Consider the following 12,956-nt stretch of genomic DNA (forward strand, 5'->3'; position numbering starts at 1 on the left):
GGCCTGATACCGGAGGGAGAACAGGGATATTACACGGTAAAACGGGGGGAGTACTCTGTCAAAGGTGGCAGCCCGGTTTGGGACTACCGTGGATGTGCTCGTGGCGGTCAACCACATCAAAAATACCGGACCGGATTCAGATAGGACAGATTTTGAAAGTAAAATAATAGGGATACATAAAATAATCGCTGCCGGTATCAGGCCGGCAGCGATATGAAAAGAACACAATACTTCTGGTTATTTCTCCTCCTCTTTCGCCCCATCCCGCACCGCGTCAAGGTAGGAATACAGGGTATACTTGGAAATCTCCAGTGCCTTGCAGATGCGTTCTCCGGATTTTGTAATTAAAAAAGCGCCCTTCTCATCCAGATACCGGATGAAATCCATCTTATCCTGCTTTGTCATCTTGCTGGGTATCTTGCCCACGTTCAATTGGGCCTGCTGGAGCAGGTGGTCCAGCAGTTCTCCCACATTTTTCGTAAACACTTCCTTATCATCCGTATTCTCATACCGGTTATACCGGTGAAGAATATCCTCAAATTTCAGCGTATCCGTGATATCACTGTTAATGCAGATGGACCCCACCACTTTCCCGTTCTCATCTCTGATATAGAGGGAAGAAGTCCGCAGGATTTTCCCGTCCTCCGTGTGGGTGACATAGTTGTAGCGGTCGCCGTTCTCCACGGTTCCCCGCAGGACCTCCAGCCCTAAGTTGCTTCCGCTGTCCCCAATCTGCCTGCCGGTGATGTGGCCGCCCCGGATGTCGACAATCGTATGATTATAATCGCCTGTCAAATCATGCAGTACAATCTCCGTGTTATCCGGCATGTGATTGGAGAGCATGTTTAAGAGCTGATTCAAAAAATCTTTTTCTTCGGAAATGTGATTCATGGGTATCCTCCGTTTCTTTTCGATATTCTCTAGTATATAACAAAAAGTAATAAAATTCAATCATTTCATAAAAACAATTATTTTGAAAAATAATAAAAAATATAACAAAAAGTATTGATTTTTAAAAACAGATGTGTTACTTTTAAATCACACCGGTGTAGCAGTGACAATCAGACAATGTGGAGGGTAAGATGAAAGCGATTGGTTTACAATGCGCTGTCTGCGGACAGATGTATCCGCTGGAGGACCGATATGAATGCCAGACATGTGGAGGTCTTTTGCAGGTTATCTATGAGAAATCCGCCGGGGGTGCGGTCCCTGCAGAAGAGCTTACGGACGATGCATTTTCCGGGCTCTGGCGGTATCACAGAATGCTTCCGCTTGAGAACACGGAGCATATTGTTTCCCTGGGGGAGGGGAACACGCCGCTTGTCCGGGCCGGAAGGATTTATTCCGGCCTTGGCATGGACAACTTCTATATTAAGAACGAATTTTCCAATCCCACCGCTTCCTTTAAGGACAGACCCACATCCGTGGGAATCTCCGTGGCGAAGGAGCATGGGGCCACGACCGTTGCGGTGGCTTCGTCCGGCAATGCCGGCGTGTCCGTGGCGGCCTACGCGGCAAAAGCCGGCATGCGCTGCCTGGCCTGCGTGCCGCAGAAGACGTCTCCCGGAAAGGTGGGCCAGCTGATGGCTTACGGCGCAACCGTTACCTTTGCGCCGGGAGGATACAGCGACTGCTTCGGAATCGTGCGGGAGGCCTGTAAACGTTATGGATATGCCAATTTAACATCCACCTATGTGAATCCTTACACGGTGGAGGGTGACAAGACCGTGGCCTACGAGCTGTTCGAGCAGATGAAGGGAGAGGTGCCGGACTGGATTACGGTTCCCATCGGAACAGGTCCGCTGCTCTCCGGGGTCTACCGGGGATATCAGGAGCTGATGGCCATGGGCCTGGTTTCCAGGCTGCCTCACATGCTGGGTGTACAGGCGGAAACCTGCTCCCCGATTGTGAAGGGATTTGAGAAAGAGGACGGCAGGGTGGAAGCCTGCACCGACATGGGAGATACCATGGCGGGAGGCATTGCCGACCAGCTCATCGGATATGAGGGGGACGGAGAGCACACCATCCGCCTGGTGAGAGAATCCGGCGGCCGGATGACATCCCTGACGGAGGAAGAAATCCGGGAAGCATGGTCAGAGCTTAGCAGAACAGAAGGGGTATTTGCCGAGCCAACCGGAGCCACCGCCGTGGGAGGCGTGAAGAAAATGCTGGAGCAGGGCGTGATAAAACCGACCGACACCGTGGTCGCCCTTGTGACGGGACACGGGTTGAAAGCGGCCCACTACTGTATGCCGGGCGCTGGCGAGGGGGATTCATCCGGCGGCAATGCAGAGGTACGGCCGATTCGGGTGATTACAAGACCGGAAGAACTGGTCTGAGAGAAGGGAGAACAGGTATGGAGAAGAAACAGTTAGAATTTTGGATAGGGCCTATGGGGAGCCTGGTTCCGTTTGCTGTCTTTTTAATAGGAACAATATACATCTGTATCAAAGGTGCGCCTACGGAGACCGGCATGGCTCTGTTTGCGCTTATGGGGTTGATGATAGGAGCATTTTTTGCGAAAAACCGCTGGGATTACAGCGAGGAAATCTTTGTGGGCATGGCGGACCCGATTGCGGTGGTACCGGTTTTGTGCTGGCTGATAGCCGGATTCTTCGGCGCCATCTTAAAGTCCTCCGGACTGGTCAACGGTCTGGTTTGGGCCGCGTCCCAGGTGCATTTAACCGGCGGAGCCTTCTGCGTGGTGTCCTTCATTGTGTGCGCCATCTACGCGTCGGCCACGGGAACCAGCATGGGCACCATTATCCCGTGTATGGCTGTTATTTACCCGGCCGGCGTCATTATCGGGGCTAACCCGGCGGTACTGGCGGGCGCCATCGTGTCCGGCGGCTGCTTCGGCGACAACCTGGCGCCAATCTCCGACACGACCATCACGTCGGCCAAGATTAACAACGCGGCCATCGGCGACGTGGTGCGCTCCCGCCTGAAATATGCATTGGTGACGGCGGCCATCGCCTGTGTCCTGTTCCTGATATTCGGAGGCGGGGAAATGCAGTCGCAGGCGGAGAGCGCCCGGATTATGGCGGAGTTTGCCACACCGAAGACATTGCCGATGATTCTGCCGGCAGTGCTGGTTATCTTCCTGGCCATGAGAGGCCATCATCTGGTGGAATCCATCGCCTGGGGAAGTTTGTTTGCCATCGTGGAGGCCCTGGCTCTGGGACTTCTCAAATTCAGCGATTTGCTCTTCGTAGCCGACGGAGCGCCCCAGGGAATCCTGGTAAATGGAGTCAGCGGCATGTTCGGTCTCTGTATTCTGGCCGTCCTGCTGGCGCCCATGGCCCATCTGTTCGACTGCTCCGGGCTGCTGGCCCAGCTGAGGGAGAAGCTGATCGAGAGACTGATTACCACCCGGAAGAAAGCGGAGGTTTCCATCCTGCTTATCATGGGGCTGTTTGACGCCATGATTAACTTCAGCACGGTTGCCATGCTGGCCGCCGGCCCCACACTCATCAAGGAGATTGGGAAAAAGTTTGATATCAGCGGCGTGCGTCTCGCCAATTTGATGGACTGCAGCGCCTGCACCGTGTCCTACCTGCTTCCCTACATGGTTCCGCTGGTAGCGGTAATGACCGTTTCGGGCGAGGTAGCGGCCCAGTACCCGGGACTTGTGCCCCAGGTGACTGCCAACCAGGCTATGTTCACCGCATTTTACCCGATTGTGATGATAGCAACCGTTTTATTTGCGGCGCTGACAGGATGGGGAAGTAAGGACGGAGAAAAAACGAAAAGTTGAGGGATAGAAAAATGAGCTATAAGAAAGAGATACCACAGGGAGCTTCCCAGCACGTAACCGCGGGACCCTACTCGCCGGTTCTGGAAATCACCTGCAATAAGGTGGTGGTGATATCGGGACAGACCTCCACCGCCATGGATGGAAAAGTGCTGGGGGAGACCGTCGAGGAGCAGACCCGTCTCGTGCTGGAAAACTGCAAAAACCAGTTGGCGACAGCCGGCTGCACCTTGGAGCAGGTGTTTAAAGTGAATGTATATATGAAGGATTTAGGGGAATGGGGCGCTTTCAACGCCATTTACCAGGAAATCATGCCGGAGCCGAGACCGGTCCGCACCGCCGTACAGACCGGATTACTTCCCGGAATTCTGGTGGAAATCGAGATGTGGGCGGCGAAATAATCATGTTTTCACCATAAAAAACACCCTGAAAGGCCAGAGTTCAATGTCTGCCTCTCAGGGTGTTTTTGTGATTGTTTAGCTTTGCGGTTTTGTAAGAGAAATCATCCAGTCAAAAACGTTAAACTTGCCGGAGTTGATATCGGCACAGACACTCTTCGTTGCCTGGCTGTGGTCCTTGCCGGTCTGAACCTCCACCCAGGCCTGGCCACCTGCATCGGTGATCGCCTTTCTGGCAGACTCAGCCTTTCCGATAGCCTCACCCTCATCTTCCACAAAAATCCAGGTTGGAACGGTTTTTAACGGCTCGCCCCAGCTGTCATCCCATTTTGCAATTGGGCATCTGTAATGAAATGGAACGATTAAAGACATGCCGGAAAATGTTCCCGGATACTTCGCGGCCAGCTGAACCGCACCGTCAGCATTTCTGCTTACACCCATAATGCTGATTTTGTTCCGGTCGATCTTGTTTTCCGCAGCCACGGCATCAATCATTTCCATAACGGAGGGCTCAATCACCGGCCACATTCCGCCTTTTCCGGAATTTAAGTTATCCGGAAGATAGGGTGCCAGGATGTAGGCATTGGTACCGCCTGCCCCTCCATTACGAATTGCGGTAAAATATTTTTCATTTTTTGCCTGCTGAAAGCCATCCCCGGCCATCAGAAGTACGATCATTGGCATGTTTTCCGTAGCATTTCTTGGCGTGTAAAGCCAATACTGAAAATTATCTACCTGGCTTGTTTTCATGGAACAGGGATCGAGTTTGGATGAGGTGTTTTTCACGGTGAGTGCCTGCTCCTGCTTCTGCGTCTGAACAACCCCATCGACAACCCACGCGCCCTGCTCGTTGACAGTATAGTTGTCAGGCGTGGTGGTATTGGTTAACGCCTTGCCATCATCCCCCAGATAATAGCATTCACTGACACCATCTCCATTGGTGTCCATCCACTGCCAGCCGGCAGCGTAAGCCGGAATAGCACTCACAGCCGTCAAAATGCCAACGGCTATCAAAACGCGTTTCCATTTTTGCATAATTGACCCTCCTGAATATGTATTTTCTAAGATTAATGATACTACCGTGCCAGTGGAAAGTCAACGATTGCCCGGATGGATAGGGAGGAGAAATTTGCAGGGACAGGAGAAATTGGGATTGTATATTCTGATAGTTATGCTAGAATGATATATAGACAGTTTCTATAAATAGATGTGGAGGGGATACGTGATGATAGCAGATGAAGAGGTAAGACTGACGCAGATGTCGAAAACCGCCGGGTGTGCGGCAAAAATTGGGCCGGGGACGCTGGCGGGGATATTGGAGAGTCTGCCAAAATTCCAGGATGAGAACCTGTTAGTGGGGATCGAGACATCGGATGACGGGGCCATCTATAAGGTGTCGGATGAGGTGGCGCTGATCCAGACATTGGATTTCTTCACACCGGTGGTGGATGACCCCTATACCTTCGGGCAGGTAGCGGCGGCTAACGCCCTCAGCGATATCTACGCCATGGGCGGGGAGCCGAAGGTGGCACTGAATATCGTGGCATGGCCCAACTGCGTCAATCCGAAGTTTCTGGGGGAGATTCTGCGGGGCGGAGCGGACAAGGTGATGGAGGCCGGCGCGGTGCTGGCCGGAGGCCATTCCATTCAGGACGACGAGCCGAAATACGGCCTGAGTGTCACCGGTTTTGTGCACCCGGATCAGGTGTTTAAAAACTGCGGCGCCATGCCGGGGGATGTGCTGATTCTCACAAAGCCGCTGGGCACCGGGATTGTGAATACCGCGGTGAAGGCAGAGATGGCGTCGCCGGAAGCGCAGCAGGAGGTTATCCGGGTGATGACCACTCTCAACAAAAAAGCCAAGCAGATCATTGAGAAATACGAGATTCACAGCTGCACCGATGTCACCGGCTTTGGCCTGGCGGGACACAGCATCGAGATGGCCGAGGGAAGCGGCGTGACCTTCGACATTGAGATGGGGCGGCTTCCCATCCAGCAGGCTGCTATCGAATACGCCCAGATGGGACTGATTCCGGCGGGGGCCTACCGCAACCGGAATTTCACGGAAGAAAAGATTGAGATGGGAAATGTGGAAGAGCATCTGCTGGACATTTTCTTCGACCCCCAGACCTCCGGCGGTCTGTTAGTCAGCGCAGCCCCGGAAGTGGCGGAGAAAATCATCAAAGAGATGGAGCAGTCGGATATGGCGACCGCCTTCGGTATCATTGGAACAGTGACGGAAAAACAGGAGAAATATGTGAGGTTGCGGTAATGATCTATCTGGATAATGCAGCCACCACCTATCACAAACCTGACGTGGTGGTAAATGCCGTGGCGGATGCCATGCGCCATATGGGAAATGCGGGGAGAGGCGCCCACGAGGCGTCTTTGGACGCGTCAAGAATCATATATGAGACGAGAGAACAGCTGGCGGAGCTGTTCGGACTCTGGAAGCCGGGGGGAGAATCCTGTGGCCGCCCTTCAGGGGTTGCATTTACGGCAAACTCCACGGAGAGCTTAAATATTGCGATTCAGGGCTTATTTCAGCCGGGGGACCATGTGATTACCACCGCCATGGAGCACAACTCGGTCCTGCGTCCGCTGTATCTGATGAGAGAGCGGGGCCTGGAACTGTCTATTGCTCCGGCAGACAAAAAGGGCAATATCCGCTATGAAGATTTGGAACACTTCATCCGGCCAAACACAAAAGCCATCGTCTGCACCCATGCCTCGAACCTGACCGGCAACATGATTGACGTGGAACGGGTGGGTGGCATTTGCAGGAAGCATCACCTTCTTCTCATCGTGGACGCCTCCCAGAGCGCCGGCGTTTTCGACATTGACATGGAGAAAATGGGAATCGATGTCCTGTGCTTCACCGGCCATAAAAGCCTGATGGGTCCCCAGGGAGTCGGCGGCATCTGTGTGCGGGATGGTATCCGGATACGCCCCCTTGTGGTGGGCGGAAGCGGCGTCCACAGCTACTCCAAGACCCACCCGGACACTATGCCCACAGCCCTGGAAGCCGGAACGCTCAACGGCCACGGTATCGCTGGCCTCCATGCGGCTCTTGCCTATCTGGGGGAGTTGGGAAGCAGCGTGATAAGAGAGAAGGAGCAGCGGCTGATGAGTCTGTTTTACCACGGCGTGAAGGACATCCCGGGAGTGACCGTGTATGGAGATTTCGACGTCCCCCTCCGGGCTCCCATTGTAACGTTGAATATCGGTAATTATGATTCCGGCGAGGTATCTGACGCCCTGGCTGTCGACTATGGGATACTGACCCGTGCCGGCGCCCACTGCGCGCCGCTGATGCATGAGGCGCTGGGGACGAAGGAGCAGGGGGCGGTCCGGTTCAGCTTCTCTTTCCACAACACGGAGGAAGAAGTGAGAACCGCTGTCAAAGCGGTGGAGGAGCTGGCACAATGAATCTAAAACAATTGGAAGCATTCGTCTGCGTGGCGGAGACCGGAAGTTTTTCCAAAGCAGGCAAAAAACTCTATTTGACCCAGCCCACCGTCAGCGCCCATATCCAGAGTCTGGAGACGGAGCTTGGCAGCAGGCTGTTTATCAGGACCACCAAGGATGTGGTTCTCTCCGGGGACGGGGAACGGCTGTATGGCTTTGCGAAACAGATGCTTCAGCTGGAGCATCAGATTCTAAAAGAATTTAAGGACAGGGATACCAGGCGCGGAAATACCATAGTGGCCGGCGCTTCCACAGTCCCGGGGCAGTATATCCTGCTGCAGATTCTCTCCTTATTCGCCAACACTTACCAGGACTACCGCCTGGATATCACGGAATGCGACAGCCTGGAGGTGGTGGAACGGGTGGCCCAGGGCGAATTTGAGGTGGGATTCACAGGCACAAAGCTTTCCGGGGACAACTGTGTGTTTGAGCCATTCTATGTAGATAACCTGGCCGTCATAACGCCGGCCGAAAGCCGGTATGAGTCATATCTGGAGACCGGTTTCCCGCTGGAGCAGCTCTATCACGAGCGGCTGATTGTGCGGGAGGAGGGTTCCGGCACAAGGAAGGAAACAGAAGAATATCTGAAGTCCGCCGGTATCCATCCGGAGCGGCTCAACATCGTTGCGACGATGAGCAACCAGGAGACCATCAAGAAATCCGTCAGCACCGGCATGGGGATTGCCATCATGTCGGAGGTGTCGGTGGAAGACTATGTGCGGCAGAACCGAATCTTCCGTCTTCCCATCCGGGAAGGAGAATTGAGCCGGAAACTCTACATGGTGTGGAACAAGACAAGCAAACCAGGCCCGGCGGCCAAAATCTTTATCCAGTTTGTCCGCGACTGGTATGAACACTTATAGACAAAATCTATAAATCAAAACTGAGTCTGGACACAGGGGCCAAATCGTTATAGAATTAAACCTATGAGAGCAAAAGAACAGCGTCTGGTAGTGACCTTTCACACCACGACAGAGGCCATGGCGGCCGAGAAGGAATTAAAACTGAATCAGATAGCAGGGCGGCTGATTCCTGTCCCCAGACAGATATCGGCCGGCTGCGGTCTGGCGTGGAGCGCGCCGGCGGCCGGGGAGGAGGCGGTGAGAACGTGCATGGAGCGCCATAATCTCGCCTGGGAATCCATGGGAATTTATCTGATTTAGACAATTTGGAATCATAAAAATTGTTCAAATATAACACACAATTCGCGCAAATAAGAGAAAGTAATCAAAAAATAAAAAACTATTGACAACTGCTGTTGCAATATGATACTCTTAAGAAAACAAAGCGTGTTAATAAAATTTAACATTGTGCGAAACTTATATATGCTCATAATTGGATGAGCGTTTCTACCAACTACCGTAATAGTTGTCTATAAGTTTTCCCGGCAATCAATGACGATGATGTCCGTGGAATTCTTTAGAAGCAGGACAGACGGTGGTTTTTTTATTGTTGTGGGAATCTGTGAGTGTATTGGCAGAGACAGCCAGACCGCAGCAATTCGCCGGATGGACTTCGAAGAAAGAATGTACATGGGATATCACCTAATCCCTCAAGCGGAAGCAGGAGGGGCATTCTGAAAACAGGAGGACATTATGGAGAGACAGAATTTCGTGTTAAAGGGCAATCTGTGTTACAGCCTGGATGAGAAGAATCTTTCGGTTGTGGAGCAGGGATATCTGGTCTGTGAGGACGGAGTCTCGGCCGGTGTGTATGAGACACTTCCGGAGGAATACCGGCAGTATCCGGTGGTGGACTACGGCGACAAACTGATCGTGCCGGGTCTGGTGGACTTACATGTCCATGCGCCCCAGTATGCATTTCGCGGGCTGGGGATGGATATGGAGCTGCTGGACTGGTTAAACACCCACACCTTTCCGGAGGAGGCCAAGTACCGTGATCTGGAATACGCGGCCAGCGCCTACGGGATATTTGCGGAGCAGATGAAACACAGCGCCACCACAAGAGCCTGCATTTTCGCCACGGTTCACAGGGAAGCCACCGAGCTTTTGATGGACCTGATGGAGGAGACCGGACTGAAGACCATGGTGGGCAAGGTGAACATGGATAGAAATACACCGGACTATCTGGTGGAGGACGATGCGCCCCAGTCGGCGGGCGATACCATCCGGTGGCTGGATGAGTCGGCAGGACGGTATGAGAGAACGAAGCCGATTCTGACGCCGCGGTTCATCCCATCGGTCACCGATGATCTGATGGGCGGGTTAAACGTGATTCGAAAGAGATACCACCTTCCGGTGCAGTCCCATTTATCGGAGAATCAGGGGGAGATTGCCTGGGTGAAAGAGCTCTGTCCCTGGTCGAGCTGCTATGGGGATGCCTACGACAAGCAGGGAATGTTCGGCAGAGACGGGGATGGATATGAGTGTAAGACCATCATGGCCCACTGCGTTTACTCCGGGGAGGAGGAGCGGAAACTTTTAAAGGAGCGTGGCGTCTACGTGGCCCACTGCCCCCAGTCCAACACCAACCTGGCATCGGGAATCGCGCCGGCGCGCCGGTATCTGGAGGAGGGCATCCATATCGGTCTTGGCAGTGATGTGGCCGGCGGATTCACGGAATCCATCTTCCGGGCCATGGCCGATGCCGTGCAGGTGTCGAAGCTTTACTGGAGACTGGTGGACGAGAGCGCGAAGCCGCTCACCATGGAGGAAGCATTTTATATGGGAACAAAAGGCGGCGGCTCATTCTTTGGAAAGGTCGGAAGCTTTGAGAAAGGGTATGAGCTGGATGCGGTGATTCTGGATGACGCGAAGCTTAGACATCCGCAGCCACTTGAGATAAAAGAACGATTGGAACGGTTTATCTATCTGTCCGATGAGCGCCACATTGTGGGGAAATATGTGGCGGGAAGCAAGATTTTCTGACGCGGGGGACGCGCCTGAAAACTCCTGATTATCATGGTAGAAAGAAACTGGAGGGGAAGCCGGTTTCTTTTTATAAAGACATGTGAGAGCATGTCCGCCCGAAGGGTGCACATTAGGGAGTGTACCCAGAGGGCACGATGTTGACACACTGGCGGTAACATTGTCGTGGTCTAACCGTGTTTCTGAACCTGGGAGCATGGAAACAACACTATTTTAAGGAGGTAGGAATTAGTATGGAAGGTAACGGGGGAATTTTTGAGAAATGGTTTCATTTGAAAGAAAACAAAACGGATGTTAAGACAGAGGTTATGGCCGGTGTCACCACGTTTATGACGATGGCATACATATTGGCAGTTAACCCAAGCGTTTTAAGTGCGGCAGGCATGGACAGCGGCTCCGTATTTACCGCGACAGCCCTGGCGGCCCTGGTGGCAACCCTGCTCATGGCGGCATTTTCCAACTATCCGTTTGTTCTGGCACCTGGTATGGGACTCAATGCGTATTTTGCATACACGGTAGTTCTCCAGATGGGTTACACCTGGGAAATGGCTCTGGCGGCAGTATTTATCGAAGGTCTTATCTTTATCGTACTGTCACTGACCAATGTTCGTGAGGCGATTTTCAACTCCATCCCCATGAACTTGAAGCATGCGGTTTCCGTTGGTATCGGTCTGTTTATTGCATTTATCGGATTGCAGAATGCAAAAATTGTTGTGGATGGCGCCACACTGGTGTCTGTCTATTCCTTTAAGGGCGCTCTGGGCGATGGCACCTTCAATTCCGTTGGTATCACCGTGCTGCTGGCTTTGATTGGTATTCTGATTACCGCCATTCTGGTTGTAAAGAATGTGAAGGGCAACATCCTGTGGGGCATTCTGGCGACCTGGGTTCTGGGCATGATATGCCAGGCTATCGGCCTGTACGTACCGAATCCGGAACTGGGTATGTTCAGTGTATTCCCGGATTTCTCAAGCGGTTTTGGTATCAAGAGCATGGCGCCGACCTTCATGCACCTGGATTTCTCAAGGGTACTGTCCTTAGACTTCCTGGTTATCATGTTCGCGTTCCTGTTCGTCGATTTGTTTGATACACTGGGAACTCTGATTGGTGTGGCTTCCAAGGCGGATATGCTTGACAAGGATGGCAAACTGCCGAAGATTAAAGGCGCTTTGATGTCAGATGCTATTGGTACTTCCGTGGGTGCCGTATTTGGTACCTCCACAACCACCACATTCGTTGAGAGTGCGGCAGGTGTTTCCGAGGGTGGTAGAACCGGTCTGACCGCAGTGACAGCGGCGGCTTTGTTTGGCCTGTCCCTGTTCCTGTCACCGATTTTCCTGGCAATCCCGTCATTTGCAACGGCTCCGGCCCTGATTGTGGTTGGATTCCTGATGCTGACATCCATCACAAAGATTGACTTTGTGGACTACACGGAGGCGATTCCGGCATATATCTGTATTATTGCCATGCCATTTATGTACAGCATTTCCGAAGGTATCGCTATGGGCGTTATCTCCTACGTTGTGATCAACCTGGTAACCGGTAAATTCAAAGAAAAGAAAATCAGTACGCTCATGTATGTGCTGGCGGTATTGTTTGTTCTAAAATATATTCTTATTTAAACCTGTTGACCGCTCTCCGGACAGTTCCTGCCCGGTGGGCGGTCATAAAGTAATTTGGAATCATGTAGAAAAAGATTGGAGGTAGTACCATGGGAGTTGGTAAAAGCATGACCCGTGTGGATGCATGGGAGAAGGTGACCGGCGGAGCCAAATATACGGCTGATTTGATGCCACAGGGACTCCTGGTGGCAAAGGTGGTGCGCAGTACCATTGCCAACGGTGTGGTCAAGAGCTTTGATTTGGAGGAAGCCTTGAAGGTGCCAGGAGTTGTGAAGATTGTGACGTGTTTTGACGTGCCGGATATTCAGTTCCCGACGCCCGGACATCCGTGGTCTGTGGAGACGGCCCACCAGGATATCTCGGACAGAAAATTGTTAAACACCAGAGTGCGGGTGTACGGAGACGACATCGCGGCGGTCATTGCGGAAAATGATATCGCTGCCGCCAGAGCGGCCCGTCTGGTGCATGTGGAATATGAAGAATACGAGCCCCTGCTTACAGTGGAGGCGGCAATGGCGGAGGGAGCCACCCAGTTACACGAGGAGAAGCCCGGCAATGTCATCGCCCATTCCAGTTTCCAGGTGGGAGAGATGTCCTACGAGGAAGCCCTGAAGGAAGAAGGACTCGTTACCATACATAAGGATTACAAAACCCAGAGTGTCCAGCACTGCCATCTGGAGACGCCGATCTCCTACGCGTACATGGAGAGTGGGAAGATTGTGGTGGTTTCCTCCACCCAGATACCCCATATTGTGCGCCGTGTGATTGGCCAGGCGTTAGGGGTTCCCTGGGGCGATGTGAGAGTGATTAAACCTTACATCGGCGG

Annotated in this window: 12 protein-coding genes and 1 riboswitch; of the genes, 10 read left to right on the top strand and 2 right to left on the bottom strand. The window is 52.8% G+C overall.

Translation table 11 applies throughout. The features are described 5' to 3' along the window. Positions 1–237: 237 nt before the first annotated feature. Complete coding sequence (locus HMPREF9473_RS16265; RefSeq protein WP_006781254.1) at positions 238–891, bottom strand: helix-turn-helix transcriptional regulator; 654 nt, start codon at positions 889–891, stop codon at positions 238–240. 191 nt (positions 892–1,082) lie between these two features. On the opposite strand from HMPREF9473_RS16265, the gene thrC reads away from it, so the two are divergent. Genes thrC through HMPREF9473_RS16280 form a run of 3 tightly spaced genes read left to right on the top strand, consistent with a single transcriptional unit; the run spans position 1,083 to position 4,155 of the window. Next, the gene (thrC, locus tag HMPREF9473_RS16270) at positions 1,083–2,339 is read left to right on the top strand and encodes a threonine synthase (protein ID WP_006781255.1); all 1,257 of its coding nucleotides are present in this window, start codon (positions 1,083–1,085) and stop codon (positions 2,337–2,339) included. 17 nt (positions 2,340–2,356) lie between these two features. Then, entirely contained in the window at positions 2,357–3,757 is a 1,401-nt protein-coding gene (locus HMPREF9473_RS16275) for a Na+/H+ antiporter NhaC family protein (RefSeq protein ID WP_006781256.1), read from the top strand. 11 nt (positions 3,758–3,768) lie between these two features. After that, positions 3,769–4,155 (top strand): RidA family protein, encoded by a 387-nt coding sequence (locus HMPREF9473_RS16280; protein WP_006781257.1) that lies wholly within the window; start codon positions 3,769–3,771, stop codon positions 4,153–4,155. Positions 4,156–4,230: 75 nt separating this feature from the next. On the opposite strand, the gene HMPREF9473_RS16285 is transcribed toward HMPREF9473_RS16280, so the two are convergent. Further along, positions 4,231–5,187: a hypothetical protein gene (locus tag HMPREF9473_RS16285; protein WP_006781258.1), complete on the bottom strand. Its 957-nt coding sequence runs from the start codon at positions 5,185–5,187 to the stop codon at positions 4,231–4,233. A gap of 190 nt (positions 5,188–5,377) precedes the next feature. Here HMPREF9473_RS16285 and selD point away from each other — a divergent pair, with 190 nt between their 5' ends. The 7 genes from selD to HMPREF9473_RS16320 form a co-directional block, all read left to right on the top strand. Further along, positions 5,378–6,424, top strand: a complete 1,047-nt coding sequence (selD, locus tag HMPREF9473_RS16290) for a selenide, water dikinase SelD (protein ID WP_006781259.1) — start codon at positions 5,378–5,380, stop codon at positions 6,422–6,424. Beyond that, the gene (locus HMPREF9473_RS16295; protein WP_006781260.1) at positions 6,424–7,581 is read left to right on the top strand and encodes an aminotransferase class V-fold PLP-dependent enzyme; all 1,158 of its coding nucleotides are present in this window, start codon (positions 6,424–6,426) and stop codon (positions 7,579–7,581) included. Before selD ends, HMPREF9473_RS16295 begins: the two co-directional genes overlap by 1 nt. Then, the gene (locus HMPREF9473_RS16300; RefSeq protein WP_006781261.1) at positions 7,578–8,483 is read left to right on the top strand and encodes a selenium metabolism-associated LysR family transcriptional regulator; all 906 of its coding nucleotides are present in this window, start codon (positions 7,578–7,580) and stop codon (positions 8,481–8,483) included. The genes HMPREF9473_RS16295 and HMPREF9473_RS16300 overlap by 4 nt, the downstream gene beginning before the upstream one ends. Before the next feature lie 63 nt (positions 8,484–8,546). Next, complete coding sequence (locus HMPREF9473_RS16305) at positions 8,547–8,783, top strand: DUF3343 domain-containing protein (protein ID WP_006781262.1); 237 nt, start codon at positions 8,547–8,549, stop codon at positions 8,781–8,783. A gap of 136 nt (positions 8,784–8,919) precedes the next feature. After that, positions 8,920–9,015, top strand: a riboswitch (purine riboswitch). Positions 9,016–9,215: 200 nt separating this feature from the next. Continuing rightward, positions 9,216–10,508 carry an amidohydrolase family protein gene (locus HMPREF9473_RS16310; RefSeq protein ID WP_006781263.1) on the top strand — a complete coding sequence of 431 codons (1,293 nt, stop codon included), beginning with the start codon at positions 9,216–9,218 and terminating at the stop codon, positions 10,506–10,508. Positions 10,509–10,741: 233 nt separating this feature from the next. Next, positions 10,742–12,130, top strand: coding sequence for an NCS2 family permease (locus HMPREF9473_RS16315; RefSeq protein WP_006781264.1), 1,389 nt, complete (start codon positions 10,742–10,744; stop codon positions 12,128–12,130). Positions 12,131–12,219: 89 nt separating this feature from the next. After that, positions 12,220–12,956 (top strand): molybdopterin cofactor-binding domain-containing protein (locus tag HMPREF9473_RS16320; RefSeq protein ID WP_006781265.1); only part of this gene is annotated, 737 nt, incomplete at its 3' end.

This window comes from Hungatella hathewayi WAL-18680 (assembly GCF_000235505.1).
GTDB lineage: Bacteria > Bacillota > Clostridia > Lachnospirales > Lachnospiraceae > Hungatella_A > Hungatella_A hathewayi_A.

What these genes read in the sequence shown, in the direction of transcription:
- HMPREF9473_RS16315 (WP_006781264.1), top strand. Translation starts at nt 10,742, where the DNA reads ATGGAAGGTAACGGGGGAATTTTTGAGAAATGGTTTCATTTGAAAGAA.
- HMPREF9473_RS16305 (WP_006781262.1), top strand. Translation starts at nt 8,547, where the DNA reads ATGAGAGCAAAAGAACAGCGTCTGGTAGTGACCTTTCACACCACGACA.
- HMPREF9473_RS16285 (WP_006781258.1), bottom strand. Translation starts at nt 5,187, where the DNA reads ATGCAAAAATGGAAACGCGTTTTGATAGCCGTTGGCATTTTGACGGCT.
- HMPREF9473_RS16310 (WP_006781263.1), top strand. Translation starts at nt 9,216, where the DNA reads ATGGAGAGACAGAATTTCGTGTTAAAGGGCAATCTGTGTTACAGCCTG.
- HMPREF9473_RS16265 (WP_006781254.1), bottom strand. Translation starts at nt 891, where the DNA reads ATGAATCACATTTCCGAAGAAAAAGATTTTTTGAATCAGCTCTTAAAC.
- selD (WP_006781259.1), top strand. Translation starts at nt 5,378, where the DNA reads ATGATAGCAGATGAAGAGGTAAGACTGACGCAGATGTCGAAAACCGCC.
- thrC (WP_006781255.1), top strand. Translation starts at nt 1,083, where the DNA reads ATGAAAGCGATTGGTTTACAATGCGCTGTCTGCGGACAGATGTATCCG.
- HMPREF9473_RS16275 (WP_006781256.1), top strand. Translation starts at nt 2,357, where the DNA reads ATGGAGAAGAAACAGTTAGAATTTTGGATAGGGCCTATGGGGAGCCTG.
- HMPREF9473_RS16280 (WP_006781257.1), top strand. Translation starts at nt 3,769, where the DNA reads ATGAGCTATAAGAAAGAGATACCACAGGGAGCTTCCCAGCACGTAACC.
- HMPREF9473_RS16295 (WP_006781260.1), top strand. Translation starts at nt 6,424, where the DNA reads ATGATCTATCTGGATAATGCAGCCACCACCTATCACAAACCTGACGTG.
- HMPREF9473_RS16300 (WP_006781261.1), top strand. Translation starts at nt 7,578, where the DNA reads ATGAATCTAAAACAATTGGAAGCATTCGTCTGCGTGGCGGAGACCGGA.